This window comes from Streptococcus sp. SG1, assembly GCF_030439935.1.
Classification (GTDB): domain Bacteria; phylum Bacillota; class Bacilli; order Lactobacillales; family Streptococcaceae; genus Streptococcus; species Streptococcus gordonii.
In genome coordinates this window covers 37,467-62,239 of record NZ_JAQFJC010000006.1, presented here as the reverse complement: position 1 = coordinate 62,239, position 24,773 = coordinate 37,467, and the positions used below count along the sequence as shown (strand labels likewise).

Here is a 24,773-nt window from a genome sequence, read left to right as displayed (position 1 = left end):
TTTTATAGATAGACAGTAGGCAATACAGTCTAACTTTCCTTACTATTTTATCAAATTCTAGTGAAATTGCAAGCCTTTTACACATTTTTTGTGAATTAACCTTTTCTAATAGAAAGCTCAACTTATATCAGACAAGTTAACTGCTAGCGTATATTCTAAAACTCATCATCTGCTTCTCTTCTTACTTCCTTGAAAGATCTAAGAAAACTACAAAAATGATTTAATCGATTAAAAAAAATCGGAAATATTTCCGATTTTTCTTCGTATTAACCTGAGTTTCGCAAACCAGTCGCAATACCATTAATAGTGATGTGAATCAGCTTCTCTTGATCAGGCGTGAGCTGACCATTGCGTTGACGTTTAATCAGCTCTAGTTGAATATAGTTCAAAACATTAAAGTAAGGCATACGATAGTCCAAGCTGTCTCTTAGATAAGTATTTTCAGCCAAGAGTTCATCGTGTCCTTCAATCTCAAGAATAACATTCTTAGTTAGTTGCCACTCATCCAAGATAATATTGAAAATATCCCGAACATTCTGATCTTCGCATAACTGAGCATATTCAAAAGCAATGTTCATATTGGACTTAGAAAGGACCATGTCTACATTTGATAATAGAGATTTGAAGAATGGCCATCTCTTGTACATAAGTTGTAGAAAGGCAAGGTTATTTTCTGGATCTTGATCAATAAATTCCTTGAAACTCGAGCCAACACCGTACCAACCAGGGAACATCACTCGACTTTGAGACCATGAGAAGACCCATGGGATCGCTCGAAGACCACCGATTTCAGTAATCGTTTTACGAGCTGCAGGACGAGAGCCAATATTAAAGCTAGAAATCGCTTTGATTGGACTAGATTCAAAGAAATAATCATAAAAGCGTTCGTCGCCAAAGACTAAATCACGATAAATCTGATAGCTTCGCTCGACAACTTGATCCATGATCCGCTCATATTTATTGGATGTATGGGCATCACTTTTCTTATGTGTTACCATTCGATTGATTGCTGCAGAAACGAGCATTTCCAAATTATAGTAGGCTGCATCTTTATTACCATATTTGTTTCCAATAACTTCCCCTTGCTCAGTAAGGCGGATCCGGTCGTTGATACTTCGTAGGGGTTGTGAGGTGATCGCTTCATAGGTTGGACCGCCACCACGGCCAACTGTACCTCCACGACCATGGAAGAAGGTAATTTTAACACCAAATTTATCACCGATAGCAGTCAGCTGTTGCTGAGCCTTATAGAGAGTCCAGCAAGAAGATAGGTAACCACCATCTTTATTACTGTCTGAGTAACCCAACATGATTTCTTGGTAATTATTCTTAGAGGCAATCCATTTCTGAGCAATAGGCAAAGATAGATACTTCTCCATTGTTTCGCATGAATTGTCCAAATCTTCAATTGTCTCAAAAAGAGGAACAATCTGTACTCGAGTCCCATTTTCATCAATCAGCCCTACTTCTTTCAACATAATAGCCAACTCCAGTAGGTCTGATACACTGGTCGAGTGAGAAATGATGTTCTGCTTGATGACTTCTTCACCAAGTGCATCTTTCAGCTGTCGAGCAGTCTTGAAAATTTCTAATTCTTTTTGCAAAAGTTCGGACTTGGGCTCATGAGTAGCTGATAAAATGCGAGGATCCTCAAGCAATTGCTTAAGTAGTACCTGACATTTTTCTTCTTCAGATAAGCTGCTGTAATCTTTTACAATGTTTGCTGATGCCAAGAGCTCAGCCACACAAGCTTCATGAACACTAGAATCCTGACGCATATCAATGCTGGCTAAGAAGAAACCAAAAACATCCACTGCTTGTAAAAGTTCTGTCAGGTCTCCTGTCACTAAAGCCTCACCATGATGTTCGATAAGAGAATCATAAATGACCTGTAAGTCTTCTTTGAATTCTTTTGCAGTTTTGTAAGAAGGTGTTTCCTCCTTCTTCAACTCAGTTAAGGTTTCACTGATACGAGACTGAATATAGTTTGGAATAATTTCCCGTCCTTTATTACTCAAAGAAGGAGTTGTCTTGGCAGATAATGTTTTCTCAGCTCGATCAGTCAAGCGCTGACCTTCATTAGAAAAGTTTCCTTCTTTCAGGTACAGCAAGGTCTGAATCAGCTTGGACTGAATATAGTGGAAGGCACGGCGGTAAGGTTCATTTTCACGATAAACAGATTTATCAGTTGACAAAGCAGCCATTTCTGCTACTGCCTGACTAGTTTCTGAGAGATTTGTTGACAGAGAAAAAGTACGATAAAGTGTATAAACCTTGTCAATGTAATAGTTGAGAATGACTTCACTCTGGAGAGTGGCTGATAGTTTCAAAGTTTCTGCCGTTACAAAAGGATTCCCATCCCGGTCACCACCAATCCACATTCCCATGGTAATAGGTTTAGGATTATCCAACTTGATACCCCGCTCTTCTGCCAAGCGTTTGTATTCGACCATAAAGTTGGTAATGGCTTGTAGAAAAGAGCTATTGTAGTATTCCATGACATTGGTAATCTCATTGGTTACTTTTAGTTTCTTATCCCGAATCATATCTGTCTGCATCATGAGCTCGATGTAACGACGAAGGTTGCCTAGCCACTTCTTCTCATTAACCAGACCAGCCTTAACATCTCGATGCTGACGTAAAAGGGTGTGAATATGATTTGTCAGATCCAGCATTGTCTTTCTTTGAACCTGAGTTGGGTGAGCTGTCAGTACCGGAACAACATTTAAATTCTCTAGAATTTCTTTTGCATTCTCCCGCGTTGAAATCAAGTCAATAGTTGTTGACAGCTTTCCAAGATAATCTTGGTCGATATTGTTCTGATGGTTGATTTCATAGGCTAGATCAACGTCTTCAGAAATATTAATCAAGAGTGGCAGAATAGAAAAATAACGAGAAATATAGACCATTTCTTCTGTTGTTAGTTCTTCTACGATTCCCTTTAGTTCCTGGTATTTGGAGTGAACAGCTAAGTCCTGCATCATTTCAATCTTTTCGAATGTCTCAGGACTAAGAATTTTACGCGTAACATCAGTAAGTAAGTCCGTCAAAATGGAAACTTCTTCTCGAATAACATCTTTATTACTAAAGCTTTCTAACTTATTAAATGACATGGTCTGAACCTTTCTATTTAAGGACAAAGACTAGCTAACAACCAGCCGGTCTCACAAAGTTTCTTCTAAAACACGATTGATATTGTTTCGTTTTTCGTTGGCATCAATATTGAGTACAAAGGCAATTCCAACTGACAGAACTAAGAGACTATTCCCACCTTGTGATAGGAATGGAAAAGTCACCCCTGTTGAAGGAATCAATCCTGAGATCCCTCCAATATTTATAAAGGTTTGGGTCAGCATCATGCCTCCAATTCCCAAAGCCACCATTGAATTAAAAGGGTCCCTAGCTCGAATACCTACCAAAATGATTCGCAAGATTAGGAAAAACAGTAGGGCTAAAATTAAGCTAGCACCAATAAAGCCCAATTCCTCGATAACAATTGAAAAAACAAAATCTGTCTGCGCTTCGGGTAAATAGCCTCGTTTTTCAATTGAATTTCCAAGTCCTAATCCAAACCAGCCTCCGTTTACAATCGCATAATATGAATTCGCAAGCTGATGCCCTGCTCCTGACACATCTGTAAAGGGATTAAAGAAGGCACTAAACCTCTTGGCAACATATCCAAACAAAGGAACCTTGGAGACTTTTTCTACACCAAGCAGCCAAATACTGGATAGGATCAAGGTCGAAGTTCCTACCAGTATTCCTAGCATGGCTGAGAACCATCGATGTCCAATACCACTTACAGAAACCATTATCAGGACAGTCAAAGCTAAAATAGTAGCATTCCCCAAGTCCGGCATGATAACAACGATACCTATCAAAATTCCTGTGATAGTACGCCAATCACTTAACGTTCTAGGTAACCAACGGTTAAAAGTTAAAGCTTGATAATCATATATTTCAATCTCTTCCTGCTTTCTTGAAAACCTCAGTGCTAAGAACCAGACCAGCAGAATTTTCAGATATTCGGCAGGCTGAATACTAACCCCGCCAATAAAAAGCCAACCATGTGCTCCGTTTACTGCACGAGTTATAAAACGCGATAAGAGTAACAGGATCACTTCCACTAAAATGAAACCGAACAAAACCTCTTGTTTCTTAAAAATATCGATCTTTACCTTATATATAAAAACAATTGCTATTAAACTCAGAATCCAAAATATGCCTTGGCTTATAACTGATTTAAAAGAATTAGCACCTGACTGAACCAAGGTCGCACTGGTTGTTGAATAGACAATAATCAAGCCTAAAACTGATAAAATCAAATAGGGAATTAAGATAGAGTAGTTTAATAGGTGTCGTTTGTCAATCTTCATACTTCACCTAGATTTTCTAAAATTTCATTGTACATTATATCATTTTTCACAACGAAAAAAAAGCCATATCCTTTTCACAATTCACTAAAATCTTATGCTAGAATAAAAGAAAACAACTGATTGGAGGTCCAAAACTATGAACGTTTACCAATTTTCTGTCGAAAAACAAGATGGCAATCAGCTTTCGCTAGACATTTTCAAAGGGAAAGTCTTACTCATTGTAAATACAGCTACCGGCTGCGGGTTTACTCCACAGTATAAAGGACTGCAGGACTTATATCTTCGCTATCGTGATGAAGGATTTGAAATATTAGATTTTCCCTGCAATCAGTTTAAAAATCAAGCTCCAGGAAGTGCAGAAGAAATCAACAATTTCTGTAACCTTAACTATCAGACCAGCTTTCCCCGTTTTCAAAAGATTAACGTAAATGGAAAAAAAGCTGACCCACTATATACATGGCTTAAAGAAGCAAAGGGGGGATTTCTATCTAAAGATATTAAGTGGAACTTCACCAAATTTCTTTTAGATAAAGAAGGCCATGTGATGAAACGCTACTCTCCTCAAACATCTCCTCAAGATATTGAAAAAGATATTCAAGAACTTTTAAAATGAATAAATTTTTAATAAGCTAAAACTTGAACAGTAGGTGTTCAGAAGTTCTATTATAAATGATTTTTTTTGCTTTTTTATTTATTTTAGGTTAAAATAAAAAAAGTATGAGAAAGAAGATAAAACCAATCGTTGTACTCGCTTTCTTTGTCTGCTTTATTCTAACAATATTGGTTAGCAGGCAACTATCCAATGCGAAAGGTCAACGAGAACAAACAAAAACTGTCCAATCATCTTCTTCAAGCTCTTCGGAAAAAATAGATCTTACTAAACCAATCATCGATTTGTCTGGTTGGCAGCTTCCGAGCGAGATTGATTATGATCAATTGGCCAAAAATGTTTCAGGAGTCATTGTGCGTATCCAGAGCGGTTCCTATACTAAAAAGGAGAATACTGCTACTTATGCTAACGGGCTGGATAAAGCATACAAAACCCATATCAAGGAATTTCAAAAACGCAACATCCCTGTAGCAGTCTATGCTTATGTATCTGCTTCTTCGACTAAAGAAATGGAAAAAGAGGCAGAAAGTTTTTACAAGGCCGCATCAAAATACAAGCCGACCTACTACTGGCTAGATGTTGAAGAAAAAACCATGTCTGATATGAACGGAGGAGTCGAAGCCTTCCGTGCTAAATTAGAGTCTTTAGGCGTGAAAAATATTGGGATTTATGTAGGCACTTACTTCATGGAAGAACACAGCATAAATACTGAGAAATTCACAGCTCTTTGGATTCCAACTTATGGAACCGATAATGGTTATTACAATGCTGCTCCTAAGACTGACATTGATTATGATTTGCACCAATATACTTCCCAAGGAACTTTAACTGGTTTCTCTCATCCTTTAGACTTAAACCAGATTTCTACTTTAAAGAACCGAGAAGAAACTCATGCCAAATTATTTGGGAAACAATAATTAAAATCAAGTATTTTACTTGATTTTTTCTTTTCATTTTAATTAAATTCTATCCATTTTAGAACTTTACTTAAATTTTCACTAACTAAAAGTAAAATATGTTATAATAAATTACATTGAACATGTTAAGGAGATTTTGATGTTTTCTTGGATTACAAGAATGATTAAAGGATTGATTATCGCACTAGGGTTTATCTTGCCTGGTGTTTCTGGCGGAGTCTTAGCTGCCATTTTGGGAATATATGAGCGTATGATATCTTTTCTAGCTCATATCAAAGATAACTTTAAGGAGAATGTCTTCTTTTTCCTTCCGGTTGGTATAGGTATGATTCTTGGAATTGCTCTCTTTTCTCTTCCAGTTGAATATTTACTAGCCCACTATAAGATTATCGTTCTTTGGGGATTTGCAGGCGCTATTATCGGGACGATTCCTAGTCTAGTCAAGGAGTCTGTTCGCGAGTCAGACCGTGATCGAATTGATATAGCTATTTTCTGGCTGACTTTTGTCTTGTCTGGTTTTTTCCTTTATTTTCTCAATAGTATGGTTGGAACTCTTCCAGCAAATTTCTTGACCTTTATGCTAGCGGGAGCCTTAATTGCTCTAGGGATTTTGGTCCCTGGACTCAGTCCTTCTAATCTACTTTTGATTTTAGGTTTATACACTCCAATGCTGACTGGTTTCAAGTCCTTAGATCTTTTTGGGACATTTTTACCAATTGCTATCGGAGGTGCTTTAGCTCTCATAGCATTTTCAAAAACAATGGACTATGCACTCAAAAATTTTCATTCGCGAGTCTATCATTTCATTATTGGTATTGTGCTTTCTAGCACCTTGCTTATTGTCATTCCAAATGCTGGTAATAGTGAAAGCATTACTTATACAGGAACGTCTATTATCACCTACGTCATAACAGCCTTCTTCTTTGGCTTAGGTATTTGGCTAGGAATTTGGATGAGTCAGTTAGAAGAGAAGTATAAATAATGGCAAAAAAAACAAAATTAAAAAAAACACTGGTCGAACAGATCTTGACCAAGGCTAATATTCCCCACCAAGGATTGCAAATTAATGCCCTCGAAAATGAAATTGGAGACATAGACGACCGATCTCAGATCTATAAAACCTTGGCATTATCAGGGGATAAAACCGGACCTGTTATTGGTATTCTCCCCATTACTGAGCATTTGTCTGAGAAAAAATTAGCCAAAATTTCTGGAAATAAAAAGGTTGCTATGATTCCTCAAAAGGAACTCGAAAAAACAACTGGCTATGTTCATGGTGCCAACAATCCAGTTGGTATCCGCCAAAAGCACTCCTACCCTATCTTCATCGACCAGGTTTCTCTAGAACGAGAAGCTATTATCGTATCCGCTGGAGAAGTTGGACGTAGCGTTCTAATCAAGGCCCAGGACTTGGCGGATTTTGTCAAAGCAGAATTTGCTGACATAAAAGAAGATTAGAGCAGGCACTTCATTTGAAAGAGAAAACTATGAAACTATACTTTATCCGTCATGGAAAGACTGAGTGGAATTTGGAAGGTCGCTTTCAGGGTGCTGGAGGCGATTCACCTCTCTTACCTACTGCTATTGAAGAATTACATATTCTAGGGAATCACCTTGCTAAAACTCGTTTTGATAAGATATTCTCTAGTGATTTAAGCAGAGCTGTAAAAACAGCTGAAATTATAAATTCAGAAAACCAGTTTCCGCAAGAAATTATTCTTAAAGAGGAATTAAGAGAATGGAAATTAGGTAAATTAGAAGGGGCCAAGTGGGCAACTGTTGCTGCCGTATATCCCCACCAAATGCATGCCTTTCGGCATAATCTTGCTCAGTTTGACCATAGTTTATTTGATGCTGAATCGGTTTACCAAACGACCCATCGAGTTATCCATTTTATTAAGTCTCTAAAATATTTAGAAGCTGAAAACCTCTTATTTGTTGGCCATGGAGCTAATCTTACTGCTTCAATTCGGACTCTTCTTGGCTACGATGTTGGCAACATACGAAAAAATGGTGGTCTCAGTAATGGAAGTGTCACTATCCTAGAAACAACTGATTTTGAGAAGTTTTCTCTCTTAGATTGGAACAATACCGACCATCTTGAAAATCTTGATACTGTGAATCTTTAAATTCACAGTTTTTTCTTTCTTAAAAGCTAAATATAGGTGAATTTCCATAGATTTTGTGATAAAATAAATTGGAATACTTTTGGAGGAAAACATGACTACTGAACATTTTGAAGAATTAAATGACCAGCAAATTATTCGCCGTGAAAAAATGGCTGCGCTGGCTGAACAGGGGATTGACCCTTTTGGTAAACGCTTTGAGAGAACAGCAAACTCTGGACAATTAAAAGAAAAATACGCTGAAAAAAGTAAAGAAGAGTTGCATGACTTATCTGAGACAGCTACTATTGCTGGACGTCTCATGACTAAACGTGGCAAAGGAAAAGTTGGATTTGCTCACATCCAAGACCGCGAAGGCCAAATTCAAATTTATGTCCGCAAAGATGAGGTCGGTGAAGAAAACTATGAAATCTTTAAAAAAGCTGACTTAGGAGACTTCCTTGGAGTTGAAGGTGAAGTGATGCGTACTGATATGGGAGAATTATCTATCAAAGCTACCCATATTACCCACCTCTCTAAAGCACTTCGTCCCCTTCCTGAAAAATTCCATGGACTGACAGATGTGGAGACTATCTACCGTAAACGCTATTTGGATTTGATTTCTAACCGTGAGAGCTTCAATCGATTTGTTACTCGCTCAAAAATCATTTCTGAAATTCGCCGTTACTTAGATGGGCAAGGCTTCCTTGAAGTCGAAACTCCTGTTCTCCACAATGAAGCAGGCGGTGCTGCTGCTCGTCCTTTCATTACTCATCACAATGCCCAAAATATTGATATGGTGCTTCGAATTGCAACTGAATTGCACCTTAAGCGCCTCATCGTAGGTGGTATGGAACGGGTCTATGAAATCGGACGTATCTTCCGTAACGAAGGAATGGACGCTACTCATAATCCAGAGTTTACATCTATTGAAGTTTACCAAGCTTATGCAGACTTCCAAGATATTATGGACTTGACAGAAGGCATTATTCAACATGCAGCTATCTCTGTATGTGGAGATGGACCTATCAACTATCAGGGAACTGAAATCAAGATCAATGAACCATTTAAACGCGTTCATATGGTAGATGCCATCAAGGAAATTACTGGCGTAGATTTCTGGCGAGATATGAGCTTTGAAGAAGCCGCTGCCTTGGCCAAAGAAAAGAATGTTCCTCTCGAAAAGCACTTCACAGAAGTCGGCCATGTTATTAACGCTTTCTTTGAAGAATTTGTTGAAGAAACCTTAACTCAACCAACCTTTGTCTATGGTCATCCTGTTGCAGTATCTCCTCTGGCCAAGAAAAATCCAGAAGATCCACGCTTCACTGACCGTTTCGAACTCTTCATCATGACCAAAGAATATGCCAACGCCTTCACCGAATTGAACGATCCAATCGATCAACTCTCTCGTTTTGAAGCGCAAGCTAAAGCCAAAGAGCTTGGTGATGATGAAGCAACTGGCATTGACTATGACTATGTAGAAGCTCTAGAATATGGTATGCCACCAACTGGAGGTCTGGGTATTGGGATCGACCGTCTAGTTATGTTGCTGACTGACGTGACTACCATTCGCGATGTCCTTCTCTTCCCGACAATGAAATAATTTTCACATTCAAACACTGCTACACTTCAGCAGTGTTTTTTATAAACAAAAAAAGAGTTTAGGTTCCTAAACTCTTTTTCTTATTTCATTATTCGTACCTCAGTGCTTCAATTGGATCCAACTTGGAAGCTTTATTCGCAGGTAGAATTCCAAAAACAACACCAACCATTGCTGAGAAGACAAGACTTCCTACTGCAGCTGTAGTAGACACAATCGGAGGTCCACCAAAGACATCTTCTGGTACGACCGCAGCAATTAACGCGTTAATACCATAAGCCAGTCCTAAGCCCAACATTCCTCCAATTAGGGTAAGAACCATGGACTCAATCAAGAATTGGGTTAAGATGTTTCCTCTCGTAGCTCCTAAAGCTTTCCTCAGACCGATTTCACGAGTCCGCTCGGTAACTGATACCAGCATGATATTCATAACCCCGATACCACCGACAAAGAGTGAGATTCCTGCTATCGCGCCAATAACTCCTGTCATGGTCCCTGTAATCTGCTTGTACTGTTCCAGCATACTCTCCATATTCAAGATTTGATATTCACCCTGGCGTGCTCCTGAAAGCTGGGTCAATTTTTTAGCTGCTTCTATCCCAACTTCGTTGACACGGCTGACTTCTGGGACATAGACGTAAACAGTCGATATTTCTTCTGAATGAAACTCAGATGCTACTTGGGTATTAGCCATTAGAGCACTTCCTGAACTCATACTCATACTTTGACCAGCATTGGGATCTTTAAAGACTCCAATAACCCGATAGTTGCTATCTCCAACTGATACGATTTTGTTTAAGGCTTCTGCGCTACTTCCAAAAAGTGAGGTTGCAACTGTTTCATCAATCATCATCACATTAGAAAAGCGCTGGTAATCCACAGGAAGGAGGGTACGACCTGCCAAGATCTCGTATTTTCTAATTTGAAAGAAAGATTGGCTAACACCAGTAATAAATACTCCATCTGCTTTCTTATTTTGATAAGAGAATGTTGCAGATGGACCTCCATTGGTTGTATAGTAACCTTTCACTCCATCAATTTTTAAGAGCTCTTTAGCCCAAGCATCTTGAATAACTGGTGGAGCTTCATTTTCTTCGTTATCAACTTCTTGGCTGCCTCCCTCATTTCCTGCAGGACCTTCCATAAGATTCATCCCCATAACATAATTACTCTTTGTTGGTGAATAATTCAGAGCAACATATTGTTGATCCTTCGTGAAACTTTTGGTAACTCCCTGTTGCATCCCATTTCCTAAGGCCATGATAACTACAACCGAAGCGACCCCGATGATAATTCCAATCATTGTTAGAAAGGAGCGCATTTTGTGACCCATAATAGATCCAATAGCAAATCTCCAGTTTTGCATCTATGCTTCTCCTTTCTGTGCTGAATCAGAGGAAATTACGCCATCTCGAATAACAATTTGTCGTTTAGCATAGGCTGCAATTTCTGGTTCATGGGTAACCATAATGATGGTTTTGCCTTCTTTATTTAATTCAGTCAGCAATTCCATAATCTGTTCACCTGTTTTTGTATCCAAGGCCCCTGTTGGCTCATCTGCCAAAATAATAGAGGGACGATTTACTAGGGCACGAGCAATCGCAACACGCTGCTTTTGCCCCCCTGATAATTCTGATGGTAAGTGATGCATCCGCGTTTCTAACTCAACTTTTTCCAAGTATTGTTCTGCTAAAGCCTTACGTTTAGACTGAGAAACTCCTGCATAAATCAAAGGTAATTCAACATTTTGAAGAGCATTTAACTTGGACAAGAGGAAAAACTGCTGAAAGACAAAGCCAATTTCCTGATTACGGACTTTAGCTGATTTCTTTTCACCCAAACGAGCCACTTCTTTCCCATCTAAATGATAGGTTCCACTAGAAGGACGATCCAACATACCAATAATATTCATCAAGGTTGATTTACCAGATCCAGATGGTCCCATAATGGCTAAAAACTCGCCTTCTTCAACTTGAAGATTGATGTTTTTTAAAACCTGCAGTTCTTGATCTCCGTTGCGATAGCTCTTATTGATGCCACTTAAATCAATTAATTTCTTCATAAGATTTTACCTCCTGCCCATCTTTTAAATCAGCAGTTGGATTTATAATCACTTTATCATCTTTTGATAAGCCAGATGTTACTTCTTGATTTTCAGCATCAGCATTTCCAAGTGTGACTTCAACTTTTTTAGCTATACCCTTATCATCTAGTTTCCAAATGTAATTTTTTCCATCTTCATCAGTAACAACACTGCTTACCGGAATAAGAATGGCCTTGCTGTTATTCTTCACTTCGATATTTACAGAGAATCCTTGCTTTAAATCACCTATTTCGCTAGTGAAATCAATGGTAAAGGGATATTTAGCGCCTGATCCTCCACCTGATCCTCCAGCAGCTGACGCACTTGAGCTTGCTTGCTGAGCATCTTTTGGATAGTTAGAGATATAGCTGATTTTACCAGTCCAAGTCTTATCTGGATAAACTTTTGAAGTAATGCTGACTTCTTGGCCCACTGACAGATTAGCTAAATTGTACTCTGACAATTCACCCTTGACTTGGAGATTACCATTATTAACAATATGGACCAATGTTTGATTAGATCCTGTTGTTGATTTTGAAACATCACGATTAACTTCAACTACTGTTCCTTCAACAGTACTTAATACAGTTGTAGCATCAAGCAAAAGCTTTGAACTATTGACTTTATCCGCAGCATCAGCTCGATTGTCTTGCAAATCTTTTAATTGAGAATCCAAGGATTGTTGTGTATTAACCGCTGGTGCAGTGCTTTCGCCAGATTCTTCTCCTTCTGCTGTTGGGCTTGGGGTAGGAGCTGTCCCATTATTTTGAAGTTCGTAAATTTGACGGTCAATTTTATTGAGAGCTCGAACTGCAGAATCATAGTTAGATTGTGCCTCAGTGTTTCGATATTGGACCAAAGCTTGTCCGACTGTAACTTGATCACCCACATTAACGAGGACGCCTTCTAGATCCCCCTTTGTTGAATCATAATAAATATACTGCTCATTATTAGCAGATACTTGTCCTGACAAAAGTACAGAAGATGCTACTGACCCTTCTTTTGCCTTTTGAACCAGAGGTTTCGAATCTAAAGCTTCTTGGCTGCCACTTTTCTGATTCAAAAACAGCATAGCAAGAACAACTACTACAATGACAAGAGGAACAGCAATCAGAGCAGTCAACTGCCACTTTTTCAATTTTTTCATTGGAATCTCCTTTAAAAATGAAATCAAATTAATTTTTTTCATTATAACATACATTATAACCTGGAACTATTGTTTTGAACTTAGCAATTTTCAAATGACATTATATCTTTCTCAAATGTCAGTTTTTCTCGTAGCAGATTTTTGCATTCATTTCTTAAAAAGGGTACAATTACCTCATATTGAAAGAAGGAGAATAAACATTATGAAAGAATTTGATATGATTGCTATCGGAGGTGGTAGCGGAGGTATCGCTACCATGAATCGAGCTGGCGAACATGGTGTCAAGGTCGCTGTCATTGAGGAAAAGAAGTTAGGTGGCACCTGTGTCAATGTTGGCTGTGTTCCTAAAAAGATCATGTGGTATGGTGCTCAAATTGCTGAGGCCATCCAATACTACGGTCCTGACTATGGTTTTACTTCGGACAAACAAAGCTTTGACTTTGCCACTTTGCGTAAAAACCGCGAAGCCTATATTGATCGTGCTCGATCTTCTTACGACGGAAGTTTTAAGCGCAATGGAGTTGAATTGATTGAAGGACGCGGTCGCTTTGTTGATGCTAACACTGTCGAGGTTAATGGTGAGCTAATCCGAGCTAAACACATTGTCATTGCAACGGGTGCTCATGCTGCTATCCCTTCTATTCCAGGCTCTGAATTAGGTGAAACATCTGATGATGTCTTCGCTTGGGAAGAATTACCCGAATCTGTAGCCATCGTTGGAGCTGGCTATATCGCAGTTGAATTGGCAGGAGTCCTCCATACTCTTGGAGTCAAAACAGACCTTTTTGTCCGACGTGATCGTCCCTTACGGAACTTTGATTCTTATATCGTAGATGGTTTACTTGAAGAAATGGATAAGACAGGTCTTGCCCTACACACCCACAAAGTACCTACAAAACTTGAGAAACTAGATGACAATCAACTGCAACTTCATTTTGAAGATGGTAGTAGCCATATAGCTCAGCATGTCATCTGGGCCATCGGCCGAAAACCTAATGTTCAAGGCCTCAATCTAGAAGCTGCTGGTGTCACTCTCAACGAACGAGGTTTCATCGCTGTAGATGAATACCAAAACACTGTAGTTTCAGGTATCTATGCCCTAGGTGACGTAACAGGCGAGAAAGAACTAACTCCTGTTGCCATCAAGGCTGGTCGTACATTAGCCGAGCGACTTTTCAACGGCAAAACAGACGCAAAGATGGACTATTCAACTATTCCTACCGTCGTCTTCTCCCACCCTGCTATTGGAACTGTTGGGCTAACCGAGGAAGAGGCCAAAAAAACTTATGGAGCTGATAATATTCACCTCTATACATCTAGCTTTGCTTCCATGTATTCGGCAGTAACTCAGCATCGCCAACAGGCCAAGTTCAAGCTCATCACAGCTGGTGAGAATGAAAAGGTCGTTGGTCTGCATGGTATCGGATATGGGGTAGACGAGATGATTCAAGGCTTCGCCGTTGCAATCAAAATGGGCGCAACCAAGGCTGATTTTGATGCTACAGTGGCCATTCACCCAACGGGATCAGAAGAGTTCGTTACTATGAGATAAGAAGAGAAAAGGTTTGTTTTACAAGCCTTTTTTGGCTTATGTCCTTATTTTATTATAAAGCTTATAAGTATTCCATAATCTAATCTTTCATTTTTCTTTTGAATCTTACATTTTTGTAAGATTCTATAAGGATTCTTCAAAAATTTTTACCTTCCCATGCATCATTTTTAGTTTCTAAAAGAGAGTTTTGACACGTATTAACTTGTTAATCCTACAATCTTTATTTTACAGTCTCTTTATCAACATTTCATCAAGAAAATCTCAAAAATTTCTAAAGTTTTGTAAAAAAGGGAGCCTGAAGTAAAACTTCAGGCTCTTTTTTCTTATGGTAAAATGGCTAAAGCTCGTACTGGCGAACCACTAGCTTGATGCCAGTTAGGGAAACTAATAGAAATTAGAGCTCCCTTAGCAGGTAATTGGTCCAAGTTAGACAATACCTCAACTTGGTAAATGTCCTCAGCCAAGAGATAATATTCATTAACCAAACCATGTTCAGCTGTAGGAAGGCCTGCATCAGTATCAAAAGTTTCATGACCTACTGCAGTAACACCGCGCTCATGAATCAGAAATTCCAAAGCATCTCTTCCCCAGCCAGGTGTATGCTGGATTCCTTGATCATCTAAATTTCTCATGGCGTCTTGACTAGGCCAACGCTTGGACCAGTCTGACCGAAAAGCCACGAAACTTCCTTCTGGAATCTTCCCATGCTCCGCTTCAAAATCCAAAATATCTTGTTTGGTCAAAATGAAGTCAGGATTCTCCTCTACTTCTCTTGATTTATCAATGACAAACAAAGGAAGAAGGAGATCTTTTAAGTCTATTTCTTCCAACCAACGGCCACCTTCTACAAAATGAATAGGAGCATCAATATGAGTACCGTACTGACCGACTACAGAAAACTGCTGTACATGGAAACCATCTTTTAGAGTAAAAATATCTTTCTTCTCCAAGGCTGGTAAAGCCGGAAAGTGCGGACTATCTTCCTTGATTTGATGAGAAAGATTAACCCATTTTTTATTTTTTAATTCTTGGTATATTTCAAGCAAATCTGCCATATATTTTTCCTCCGATTCTATTCTCCCCAGACTTCTTTTACAATATCTGAAATCAAAGCAATTTTTTCCCACTGACTCTCTTCTGTTAGGATGTTTCCTTCTTCCGTAGAAGCAAAGCCACACTGGGTTGAAAGGTAAAGATTTTCTAGCGGTACATACTGACTAGCTTCCTTAATCCGAGCAATAACTTCTTCTTTTTTCTCTAAGTCACCACTTTTTGACGTCAAGAGGCCCAAGACTACTTTTTTCCCTGGTGTTACTTTAGCCAAGGGTTCGAAACCACCGGCTCGCTCAGTATCAAATTCAAGGAAATAAGCATTCACCTTTTCTTTTTCAAATAATTCTTCAGCAATTGGACCGTATCCACCTGAAGAAGCCCAGGTAGAATGGTAGTTACCACGGCAGACATGGGTATTAACAGTCAAACCAGCAGGGACATTTTGATAAAGATCATTGTTGAAACTTAAGAAGAGCTCCGCTAATTCAGCACGAACTTGGTCTTTGGTCTTACCTTGAAGAGCACCCCAGGCTGTCAAGAAATTATCATCTACCAAGACACCCCAAGTACAATCATCCACTTGTAGCGTTCTGAGGCCAGCGTCATATAAATCTTCAACAACTTGTAAATATGCTTTTTTTATATCTTCTCTCAATTGATTGAAGTCAGGATAAACTTGATTGAGCTTCTCCACATGCTCGGCATCCCGGATTAATTCAAAATAAAATTGGGCAGGGGCTGGAATGGTATACTTTGCTTCAACTCCATCTTGATCAGCCACTAAATCTCTTAGAAACTTAAAATGTTCCACAAAGGGATGGTGGAATCCAGTAATCTTACCAGCGATGAGGGCCGAATCTGCCTTAGTTGTTTCCCCATGAAAATGATAGCCTTCTGCAGCTTGAACATGCTCAATTCCTTGAAAGCCCCAGAAGAAATCCAAATGCCAATAAGCCCGACGAAATTCTCCGTCTGTTACATTCTTCAATCCAGCTTTAATTTCTTTAGAAACTAAAGCTCGAATAGCTTGGTCTTCCACTGCAGTTAACTCTTCTTTGCTAATAGTCCCCCCCGCAAAGGCTTCACGAGCTTCTACCAATTCCTTAGGGCGAAGGAAAGAGCCAACGTGATCAACTCGAAATGGTCCATGATTAACTGTCATCTCAACTCTCCTTTTCTAGTGTAAAGAAATGTTATAAAAATCAAATGGAAATTTGGTTATGGTTCATTATATCAACAGGACCACCTTATCTCAAGTTTTTAAAGGGTTTTAAGCTAATCTTATTTTATTGATTATTATATAGTTTATAACTATATCTGTTCTTCCAATTCCTACTTTTCTTTTGTATATTAATTTGCTATGCTAGAGAAACACGTATATATGAGGAGAGTTTGATGAGTAAAACAAATAAAATTCTTACAACATTTGGTATTATCTTCTTTAACATCTTTGGTTTAATAGCATTTATTTTCTTGTATTTCAGGAGTAAAAAGAAAAAATAATACGAAATAGTCTAATTCGATAAAAAACACTTGACTTTTAGCACTAGAGATCTTAAAATAGTTACCATAAATTATAAAAGAGGTTTACTGTTATGAATCGAAATAAAGTTTTCTTACTTGTGCTCTCAGCCATTGGGGCTGCTATTTTAGCGGTTTTATCACAATTTAGCTTTGCTATTGGAGCTGTTCCTATTACTCTCCAAACCTTTGCCATCGGTTTGATTGCAACTATTTTTAAACCCAGAGAAGCGGTTTCAGCTACGCTACTTTATTTACTACTTGGTGCTATCGGTCTCCCAGTTTTTGCAGGCGGTCATGGCGGATTCCAATCATTCCTAAATCCAACTGCTGGTTACCTTTTGTCTGCTCCTCTCTTTGCCTTCATCACTTCTATCCTAACTCATAAAAACAGTTCATTCTTGACCATTTTACTGGCAAATATCTTGGGAGATACCATCCTATTTATCGGTGGAATTATAGGTTTGAACATCTTAGGGAATCTTAATTTTTCAAAAGCTATCGCTGTTGGCGTTACCCCATTCATTCTACCGGATCTTTTAAAAATGCTCCTGATAGCTATTATCAGCTTGCCAGTATTAAAAAGTCTCGGATTTCATCCTTACTTTGCTGATAAACAAAAAAACTGATAGACTTTTCTATCAGTTTTTAAATGCATCAAGAAGAACCTGAAATTCCTCATTAGAAAGAGTGATTCCCTTGCCCATTTTACTGTGATCCGGACTCCAAGTTCGAATATCATATTTAGCTGGCGCTCCATTGAAGCTAACTCGGTTAAGTTCCTTGGTCCAGCCTTTATCGTTTTCTGATAAGACTAGAAGTTTTTCTTCAATCTCAAATGTAAATTCTGACATAGTACCTCCTTGGTGAATTCAAAAGCAGATATGCTAAAACAGCCTCAGCTGTTTAACAATTGTCCATCTTTCATTTAATTCATTCGTAAAAATTTAGAATTTTACGAGAAAATGTTATATAATGATATTGTATCAAGTTATGGAGATTTTAGCCATGAAAAAATTTCTAAGAATGCTGACTGAGAAAGCTAATGAGTTTATAAACGATAAAAAAACCGAACAGATCAGTGAGAATAATACTGCTATCTTATCCTCGATTGAGCTAGCCTTAAAGAAAAAATCCGGAATTCATGTTATTTTTCAAAATAAAAGCTTTACTGGCGATATTGTTAAGTATGACCAAGAACGCCAGCAGTTGATTGTTAAAAATTTTAATAAGAGCATGTCAACTATTATTCGGATTCCAGATATTCAACGTGTTCGTCTGGTTCCTCAGACCGTTCGAGTAGCACAGAAAGCTAATCCAAAGAAAAAATAAATCCCAGTTTTTACAAACTGGGATTTATTTTATATCTAGGCGCGGACAGTCACGCTAGTACCATCTTCCTTATATAGATTGATAAGGCCTTCTTTTCTGCTACGCACCATATCACCTGGGCAAACAGGTGTCGGCATAGAAATTGTTAAGAGTTCCATAGGATTTGGCGCTCGATCAATTTTATTGCCCTGCGCATCATGCAAATCTGTAATGACTGTCTCAAAATGACGGAAGCCAGGACCGTAGAATTCAACCTGATCTCCTTCATGAATAACATTCCTCTGACGAATAGTCGCGATCTGTTTTTCAGCATCATAGTCTACAACTTCAGCCACAAACTTGTATTCCGGAATTTTTCGGCGTGCCCCAAAGAGCTGTTCGTTCTCTGTTGGAGTACCGTAGTAAAATCCCGTTGCCAATTCGCGTTGAGCAACTTTCCACATTTCATCAATCAAGTCCTGTTTAATCGCTTCAAATTTCTCAGGACTTTCCAAATAGGCATCGACAGCTGCCTTGTAACAGTTCGATACTGTGGATACATAGTGTATAGACTTCATTCGACCTTCGATTTTCAGACTGTCCACACCATTTTCAATCATATCAGGTATGTGATCAATCATGGACATATCTACCGCAGACATAGAAAATTCTTCTGGGATTTCACCCTTCAAGCTCTTTCTTTCTTGGCCAAAAGGCATATCATAAAGGTCGTATTTCCAACGACAAGACTGCGAGCAACCACCACGGTTAGCATCACGCATACTCATGTGGTTAGAAAGTGTACAGCGTCCTGAGTAGGAAATACACATTGCTCCGTGAACGAAGGCTTCAATCTCAACATCCGTTCTTTTACGGATTTCTGCTAATTCTTCCATGGAAACTTCACGCGCTAAAACAACACGCGTCAAGCCTAACTCTTTCCAAAATTCAAGGGTTTCATAATTAGTTGCACTAGCTTGGGTAGACAAATGGATTTCTAATCCTGGTGCTTCTGATGCTGCAATAGCAATCAGAGCTGGGTCTGAAACAATTACTGCAGCAATCCCAATATCACGAAGCTTACGGAAGAATTCTCCAGCACCGATTTCATTACCTTCGTGCATCACCATATTAGCAGCAACATAAACCTTTGCGCCGTACTTTGCCGCAAACTGAACCCCCTCTTCCATTTGTTCGTAAGTAAAGTTTCCAGCTCGGCTACGAAGTCCGTAGGCCTGACCACCAATAAATACCGCGTCCGCGCCATAGCGAACAGCTACTTTTAACTTCTCTAAAGTACCAGCAGGTGCCAAGACCTCTGGTCGTTTCAATGTTTTTGTCATCATTTCTCCTATTTGCAAGATAAGATCGATAATCCCTAATTTTTAATCCTTTCTATTTTATAGCAAAAAACTTGGAAAATCAAGATGTGGCAAATGTTTTCACAATTCTAATCTTTCCTGAATTCAAAAAATTATGATTTTACATCTTAGCAACAGAAAAAAGCAAGAAAATTTCTTGCTTTCTTAGATAGCTATAATTATTTGACCATATCTGAATCGTATTCATAAAAACCAGTATCCAAGAAACGGTTTTTAGGATGAAAACGGTGAACAGCTTCATCCAAAAGAAAGGCCTGATCATGGGTGAATTTACCAGCCAAAATTAAATCTCGAGCTTGAATGAACAACTTAGCGATTTCTACAAAATTATGACCTGGAGTATAGATTCCTTCTAATTTCCAATGAGTAAATCCATGATCCACTAACTCTGTCAATTTTGTCATCAAATCTAAGTCGTTATTTGCAAATATATGAGTTCCGTGATTGTCTTCAAAAATGGAATAATGACTGCTTGGGTCACCTGGCTCAGCCAAGAACAAATCACGCTCCCTCGTCTTCTCATCATCAATATGGGTGAAATTGTAATAATTTTGAAGCAGAGGGCGCTTGGAGTGATGAATGACACTAGCCCCATAGACCAAGACCTCTGCAGGAATCTCTAAAATATCCTGCATGGCAAAAAGTTCAGCTGAGGGAACTTCTCTAGCTAAAACTGCTTCTGATGCGCCAGCTTTTTGTCCCCAAAAATTAATCTGTCGACTGCTGGTAACCATGGTCGAAGCATCATAAATTGTCTTAAAGGGATACTGATCGCGGTTAACAACGTAAAACACACCCGCATCCCCAACAGTAATATAATCCGTCTGGATTTCTGCTAGAAAATCAAGAAATGGCTTGATCTTGTCCATCATTTCCTGGTGCATGAGAGCATTGACTGCTACGACTATTTCTTTTCCCGCCTCATGAACTAAATTAGCAATCTCTCGTAATTCGTCATAAGAAAAAGTGTGGGGAAGACGAAGGCCATAGTTTTTCTCGCCAACATAAATCCGATCAACTCCTGCTTCCAGCAGTTCCTTCACTTGCTCAATACTTTCAGCTGTCGCTGTAATAATTATCTTTTCCATAAAGTTAATTATAACACACTTTTAGAAATGAACCAGTTTTCTTTTCAAATTCTTTCTTTTACTTCTATTTTTTCTTAAATTTTCGATACTTTATTTTTATATTGAAAACTATTTTTATTCTTTCTGTAACAAAAATGTAATAATTACCCCAATAAATCATGATACAATGATATAGTACTAGTAGGAGAGAGAAAAATGGCACTTAGAGATTATAAAAATTATCAAGAGGATTATGTCTATCAGGAACTTCCTGAAGAACAATTACCTTTATACCAAGATTATATTCCAGAATCAGATATTGAACCTAAAATAAAAGAGTTGCTTTTCTTTTTTAATATTGCTGCTTTTTGTATTTTAACAGCAATTTTTAGTTTTCTGTTTCTGTCTTTCAAACTGAATACTTTCTTTGCTCTTGCATTGGCTATGACTTTAAGCTTTGCAACTGTGCAAACCTATCGTTTTATTTCTAAAAAGAAATTTTAATCAAACAAGAAACCTGCTTCAGACTTGAAGCAGGTCTTTTTCTTACCAAGCATAATTCGGCTCCTGACAAGTCAACATGGCTGCCAAAAGTTCTTGAGGGGTCACTTTCTTTAACCCTCCATAAACTGGATCTTGAACAGTATAAGATGGATCAATATAATAAACTCCAATAATATCAGAAGCATCTGAGTTTAATTCATATCCAATTCCGATAACATTGTGCTCCCCACTACGTCCAGGATACATCTTTGAATTATCAAACGTATAATATAGAGGATAGCCAGCATCAATATTCTTCTTGAGTCGCTCTTTAAAGAGGCGCATATCAATTGAATTATATGAGCTAGATCTCACAGTTTCCAAGCGATAGCCCGCCTGTCCATCAGTTGGTTCTGGATAACCAAATAAATGCTGATTAAGTACCTGAATAGCATTGGCATTATGGGTCCCAAAATGAGCATCTGTGCCCATTTCCTCAGCCAATTGTTCTTGCGATATATCGATTCCCCGATAGGCTAACATCATGCTGACAGTCGTTGGAGCACAAGTATTCCATGCTCTTTGCACCTGCATAGGTACTTCCAGCCTATGTCTCAACTGAAGTGATCCTTCTTCTGTTTTTTGAACTTGTGGCATCTCCTGCGATTCTGAAGCACTACTCGAAGACGAACCATTGTCCGAAGAAGTTTCTTTTGATCTGTAAAAAGTAGATGAATTGCTTGAAAACTTCTTACTAGAAACAGAGTTAGAAGAATCTAATGGTTTTGCTACTTTTCTTTGGTTATCACAGGCAGTAAAAAACAATATCGCAAACATAAGGCTTAAAAGTTTGATGCATTTCATCAGACCACCTCCCCAACTTTATCATAGTCTTTTCCGTACCTGTAGTCAAGTTATTCTACAAAATAAAAAAGCTGGTTTAACCAGCTCTTTTAGTCTTCTTTTAGGTCTATAACGATTTCTTCAGAATGATCTTTTTCATCCGTCAAAGCATGTGCTTTTTCTTTGATAGAAGATACCAAATCATTTTTAGTCAGATGCTCTTCTTGAATCTTTTCTTTGAGAGCTTGGAATTTATCTTGTGAGTAGTCTAACATCTCTTTTGTAGTTTCCTTTACAGATGTCAAAATAGACTCTTTTGTAATCTCACCATTATTGACCTTGTCTCTTACTTGTGTAACAGTATCTACTGTTTGATTTTTCAAGTCAGTTGCAGAATGACACACCTGCTCTTTAAACTCATCTGGGTTCTCTTGCACTTCTTTGATAAAATTGCTGACTCTAGCTCTTACTTCTTTACCTTTTTCACTGCTTAAGAAGATAGCTGCTGCAGCCCCAGCCGCTGCTCCTAATACAATCGATGAAAATTTACCCATAATGGACCTTCTTTCTTATGATTATCTATTGAAAAATTTTGATAATAGACGCCAAGCTGTTAAACCCGCACCCGCTTTGACTGAATTTTTACCAGCAGTTGCTGCTTTTTTACTAAGATTACGAGCTGAATCATTTAAATCTGAAACAGACAACGATAAATCTGCAACAGCTGTAAAGAGGGGTTCTATGGTCTCCATTTTACCGTTAATATCATCAGTCAAAACATTGACTTTAGCTAGTAATTCATTGGTTTGATATAATGTGACATTAACATCCGCTGTAAGAACTTTAATCGTCTTCTCTGTCTCATCCACAACATTGCTAATTTTTCTAACCAAGAAGATGGAGTAAACAATCAAAGCAATCAAAGCGACTGCGACTAAACTATATGAAATTTCAAGCATTTTTCTTCTCCATTTCTAAAGATGTGTAATAATACGGTGTATCTTTTTTTCTATGTTGATAAACAACCAAGGCGACACCAAGAATAATTAAGAGAGCAGACAACCACTGAGAAACCCGGAGTCCCATAAAGTAGAGACTGTCTGTCCGCATTCCTTCAATAATCATCCGACCACAACCGTACCAGATAAGGTAGAAGGCTGTAATGTCTCCTTGTTTGAGAAAATTGGGTTTTCTGCGTAAAAAGAGAATAAGGATGAAGCCTAGCAAGTTCCAAGTAGATTCATAAAGGAAAGTAGGTTGCCGATAAGCTCCATCGATATACATTTGATCTCTAATAAACCCTGGCAAATAGTCTAAACTCTTGACCGCAGCACCGTAAGCTTCCTGGTTGATAAAATTTCCCCAGCGTCCAATACTCTGAGCAATCATAACACCTGGAGCCGCGATATCTAGGAAATCTAAAGTATTAATAAATTTGCTCCTAGAAAAGAAATAAAGAACTAGAGCACCAGTAATCAGTCCTCCATAGATAGCTAAACCACCATGCCAAGTAATGAAAATCTCAATAAATGGCTGTTTTGAATAATAAGACCATTCAAAGGCCACATAGTATAGTCGTGCACCCACGATAGCAAGCGGAAAAGCAATCAAGATGAAATCAATAATGTCATCAGGTTTAATCTTTTTACGAGGGGCTTCTTTTCTAGCCAAGTAAACAGCTAATATTAAGCCTGAAAGTATGCAGATTGCATACCAGCGAATAGCAAATGGTCCGATTTGAAAGGCAATTGGATTAATCATTCTTCACCTCATTCTGGCTGATCAGATTTGTCAAGCGTTCTTCAAAAAGTTTTGTAGCATCAAAGCCCATTTCTTTTGCTCTATAATTCATGGCCGCAGCTTCAATAACAACGGAGATGTTACGACCAGTTTTAACTGGAATGCGGACCCTTGGAATTCGAACACCAGCAATTTCTAATTCATCTGAACCATTACCTAGGCGGTCAAAGGTCTTATTGACGTCGTAATTTTCCAAATATACTGCAATTTGAACCTGTGATGAATCTTTAACTGCACTAGCACCATAGAGACTCATCACATCGATAATTCCAACACCTCGAATTTCAAGCAAATGACGCAAAATTTCAGCCGGTTCACCCCAGAGAGTCATCTCATCCTTAGCAAAGATATCAACACGGTCGTCTGCAACCAAACGGTGACCTCTTTTGACTAACTCAAGTCCCGTCTCACTTTTACCGATACCACTGTCACCCTGAATGAGAACTCCCATGCCATAGATATCCATTAAGACACCGTGAATGCTTGTCCTTTCAGCCAAACGAGAATCTAGATAGCTGGATATTTCCCCGGATAAACGACTGGTTGCTGTATGGCTACGCAAAATAACAATCTGCTTTTCTTGGGCAGCCTGCATCATTTCATCTGGAATTTCCAAATCTCTGGCAATGATAACAACAGGTGTCGTTGGTTGAAACATTTTCAGAAGGACTTGATGGCGGTTATGACTCGTCATCTTCATCAAATAAGACCATTCTTTCATCCCAATCAGCTGAATACGCTCTGGTGTATAGTAGTCAAAATATCCTGTCATCTCAAGCCCAGGCCGTGAAATATCGGATGTCGTAATTTCTTTTTCCAGTAGTTCTTCGCTACCGTAAATCAATTGTAATCTTACTTTTTGCAAGAGGTCCTTGACCTTAACAGACATAAGTTTCCCCCTTTGGAATCTTTCTTTTTCT

At 38.5% G+C, this 24,773-nt stretch carries 24 protein-coding genes and 1 pseudogene; 10 read left to right on the top strand and 15 right to left on the bottom strand.

The window, feature by feature from the left end; translation table 11 throughout:
* Positions 1 to 266: 266 nt before the first annotated feature.
* Both ppc and PCY06_RS06300 read right to left on the bottom strand, forming a co-directional pair.
* A complete protein-coding gene (gene ppc / locus PCY06_RS06305; RefSeq protein ID WP_060970299.1) occupies positions 267 to 3,113 on the bottom strand; it encodes a phosphoenolpyruvate carboxylase in 2,847 nt (948 codons plus the stop codon).
* Positions 3,114 to 3,164: 51 nt separating this feature from the next.
* The gene (locus PCY06_RS06300) at positions 3,165 to 4,376 is read right to left on the bottom strand and encodes an FtsW/RodA/SpoVE family cell cycle protein (protein WP_008809024.1); all 1,212 of its coding nucleotides are present in this window, start codon (positions 4,374 to 4,376) and stop codon (positions 3,165 to 3,167) included.
* A 136-nt stretch (positions 4,377 to 4,512) separates the two neighbouring features.
* On the opposite strand from PCY06_RS06300, the gene PCY06_RS06295 reads away from it, so the two are divergent.
* The 6 genes from PCY06_RS06295 to lysS all read left to right on the top strand — a co-directional run bounded on the left by PCY06_RS06295 (position 4,513) and on the right by lysS (position 9,614).
* On the top strand, positions 4,513 to 4,989 hold the full coding sequence (locus PCY06_RS06295) for a glutathione peroxidase (RefSeq protein WP_060970298.1): 477 nt from the start codon (positions 4,513 to 4,515) through the stop codon (positions 4,987 to 4,989).
* Between the two features lie 104 nt (positions 4,990 to 5,093).
* Positions 5,094 to 5,903, top strand: coding sequence for a glycoside hydrolase family 25 protein (locus tag PCY06_RS06290; protein WP_060970297.1), 810 nt, complete (start codon positions 5,094 to 5,096; stop codon positions 5,901 to 5,903).
* 139 nt (positions 5,904 to 6,042) lie between these two features.
* Positions 6,043 to 6,885: a DUF368 domain-containing protein gene (locus PCY06_RS06285; RefSeq protein WP_082307771.1), complete on the top strand. Its 843-nt coding sequence runs from the start codon at positions 6,043 to 6,045 to the stop codon at positions 6,883 to 6,885.
* Positions 6,885 to 7,361 (top strand): aminoacyl-tRNA deacylase, encoded by a 477-nt coding sequence (locus tag PCY06_RS06280; protein WP_045773800.1) that lies wholly within the window; start codon positions 6,885 to 6,887, stop codon positions 7,359 to 7,361. The genes PCY06_RS06285 and PCY06_RS06280 overlap by 1 nt, the downstream gene beginning before the upstream one ends.
* Before the next feature lie 29 nt (positions 7,362 to 7,390).
* Entirely contained in the window at positions 7,391 to 8,032 is a 642-nt protein-coding gene (locus PCY06_RS06275; RefSeq protein ID WP_045634650.1) for a histidine phosphatase family protein, read from the top strand.
* 91 nt (positions 8,033 to 8,123) lie between these two features.
* Complete coding sequence (gene lysS, locus PCY06_RS06270; protein WP_060554010.1) at positions 8,124 to 9,614, top strand: lysine--tRNA ligase; 1,491 nt, start codon at positions 8,124 to 8,126, stop codon at positions 9,612 to 9,614.
* 88 nt (positions 9,615 to 9,702) lie between these two features.
* Here the strand turns inward: lysS and PCY06_RS06265 are convergent, their stop codons facing one another.
* Genes PCY06_RS06265 through PCY06_RS06255 form a run of 3 tightly spaced genes read right to left on the bottom strand, consistent with a single transcriptional unit; the run spans position 9,703 to position 12,841 of the window.
* Entirely contained in the window at positions 9,703 to 10,977 is a 1,275-nt protein-coding gene (locus PCY06_RS06265; RefSeq protein WP_045773803.1) for an ABC transporter permease, read from the bottom strand.
* On the bottom strand, positions 10,978 to 11,673 hold the full coding sequence (locus PCY06_RS06260) for an ABC transporter ATP-binding protein (RefSeq protein ID WP_061595847.1): 696 nt from the start codon (positions 11,671 to 11,673) through the stop codon (positions 10,978 to 10,980). It abuts the gene before it with no gap.
* A complete protein-coding gene (locus PCY06_RS06255; RefSeq protein ID WP_045773805.1) occupies positions 11,657 to 12,841 on the bottom strand; it encodes an efflux RND transporter periplasmic adaptor subunit in 1,185 nt (394 codons plus the stop codon). Before PCY06_RS06255 ends, PCY06_RS06260 begins: the two co-directional genes overlap by 17 nt.
* A gap of 202 nt (positions 12,842 to 13,043) precedes the next feature.
* Here PCY06_RS06255 and gorA point away from each other — a divergent pair, with 202 nt between their 5' ends.
* A complete protein-coding gene (gene gorA, locus PCY06_RS06250; protein WP_045773806.1) occupies positions 13,044 to 14,393 on the top strand; it encodes a glutathione-disulfide reductase in 1,350 nt (449 codons plus the stop codon).
* Between the two features lie 323 nt (positions 14,394 to 14,716).
* On the opposite strand, the gene PCY06_RS06245 is transcribed toward gorA, so the two are convergent.
* Both PCY06_RS06245 and PCY06_RS06240 read right to left on the bottom strand, forming a co-directional pair.
* Positions 14,717 to 15,448: a cyclase family protein gene (locus tag PCY06_RS06245; protein WP_045773807.1), complete on the bottom strand. Its 732-nt coding sequence runs from the start codon at positions 15,446 to 15,448 to the stop codon at positions 14,717 to 14,719.
* Between the two features lie 17 nt (positions 15,449 to 15,465).
* Positions 15,466 to 16,608 carry a 5-methyltetrahydropteroyltriglutamate--homocysteine S-methyltransferase gene (locus PCY06_RS06240; protein WP_046165849.1) on the bottom strand — a complete coding sequence of 381 codons (1,143 nt, stop codon included), beginning with the start codon at positions 16,606 to 16,608 and terminating at the stop codon, positions 15,466 to 15,468.
* 433 nt (positions 16,609 to 17,041) lie between these two features.
* On the opposite strand from PCY06_RS06240, the gene PCY06_RS06235 reads away from it, so the two are divergent.
* Positions 17,042 to 17,596: a biotin transporter BioY gene (locus PCY06_RS06235; protein WP_082307086.1), complete on the top strand. Its 555-nt coding sequence runs from the start codon at positions 17,042 to 17,044 to the stop codon at positions 17,594 to 17,596.
* Positions 17,597 to 17,608: 12 nt separating this feature from the next.
* Here PCY06_RS06235 and PCY06_RS06230 read toward each other — a convergent pair whose 3' ends face one another.
* Positions 17,609 to 17,821, bottom strand: a complete 213-nt coding sequence (locus PCY06_RS06230) for a YdbC family protein (RefSeq protein WP_008809037.1) — start codon at positions 17,819 to 17,821, stop codon at positions 17,609 to 17,611.
* Positions 17,822 to 17,960: 139 nt separating this feature from the next.
* On the opposite strand from PCY06_RS06230, the gene PCY06_RS06225 reads away from it, so the two are divergent.
* On the top strand, positions 17,961 to 18,299 hold the full coding sequence (locus PCY06_RS06225) for a hypothetical protein (protein WP_172858973.1): 339 nt from the start codon (positions 17,961 to 17,963) through the stop codon (positions 18,297 to 18,299).
* 35 nt (positions 18,300 to 18,334) lie between these two features.
* On the opposite strand, the gene PCY06_RS06220 is transcribed toward PCY06_RS06225, so the two are convergent.
* Both PCY06_RS06220 and PCY06_RS06215 read right to left on the bottom strand, forming a co-directional pair.
* A complete protein-coding gene (locus PCY06_RS06220) occupies positions 18,335 to 19,621 on the bottom strand; it encodes a U32 family peptidase (RefSeq protein WP_045773811.1) in 1,287 nt (428 codons plus the stop codon).
* Positions 19,622 to 19,818: 197 nt separating this feature from the next.
* Positions 19,819 to 20,748, bottom strand: a complete 930-nt coding sequence (locus PCY06_RS06215; protein ID WP_301389619.1) for a peptidase U32 family protein — start codon at positions 20,746 to 20,748, stop codon at positions 19,819 to 19,821.
* A 195-nt stretch (positions 20,749 to 20,943) separates the two neighbouring features.
* Between PCY06_RS06215 and PCY06_RS06210 the strand changes: the two genes are divergently transcribed.
* Entirely contained in the window at positions 20,944 to 21,231 is a 288-nt protein-coding gene (locus PCY06_RS06210; RefSeq protein WP_301389617.1) for a DUF3270 family protein, read from the top strand.
* 42 nt (positions 21,232 to 21,273) lie between these two features.
* On the opposite strand, the gene PCY06_RS06205 is transcribed toward PCY06_RS06210, so the two are convergent.
* The 5 genes and pseudogenes from PCY06_RS06205 to hprK form a co-directional block, all read right to left on the bottom strand.
* Positions 21,274 to 22,074: a C39 family peptidase gene (locus tag PCY06_RS06205; protein ID WP_301389615.1), complete on the bottom strand. Its 801-nt coding sequence runs from the start codon at positions 22,072 to 22,074 to the stop codon at positions 21,274 to 21,276.
* Positions 22,075 to 22,163: 89 nt separating this feature from the next.
* The gene (locus PCY06_RS06200; RefSeq protein WP_301389613.1) at positions 22,164 to 22,607 is read right to left on the bottom strand and encodes a YtxH domain-containing protein; all 444 of its coding nucleotides are present in this window, start codon (positions 22,605 to 22,607) and stop codon (positions 22,164 to 22,166) included.
* Positions 22,580 to 23,012: pseudogene (locus PCY06_RS06195) on the bottom strand (DUF948 domain-containing protein). Before PCY06_RS06195 ends, PCY06_RS06200 begins: the two are co-directional and overlap by 28 nt.
* Positions 23,005 to 23,814, bottom strand: coding sequence for a prolipoprotein diacylglyceryl transferase (lgt, locus tag PCY06_RS06190; protein ID WP_046165854.1), 810 nt, complete (start codon positions 23,812 to 23,814; stop codon positions 23,005 to 23,007). Before lgt ends, PCY06_RS06195 begins: the two are co-directional and overlap by 8 nt.
* The gene (hprK, locus tag PCY06_RS06185; RefSeq protein ID WP_301389611.1) at positions 23,807 to 24,742 is read right to left on the bottom strand and encodes an HPr(Ser) kinase/phosphatase; all 936 of its coding nucleotides are present in this window, start codon (positions 24,740 to 24,742) and stop codon (positions 23,807 to 23,809) included. Before hprK ends, lgt begins: the two co-directional genes overlap by 8 nt.
* Positions 24,743 to 24,773: the final 31 nt, after the last annotated feature.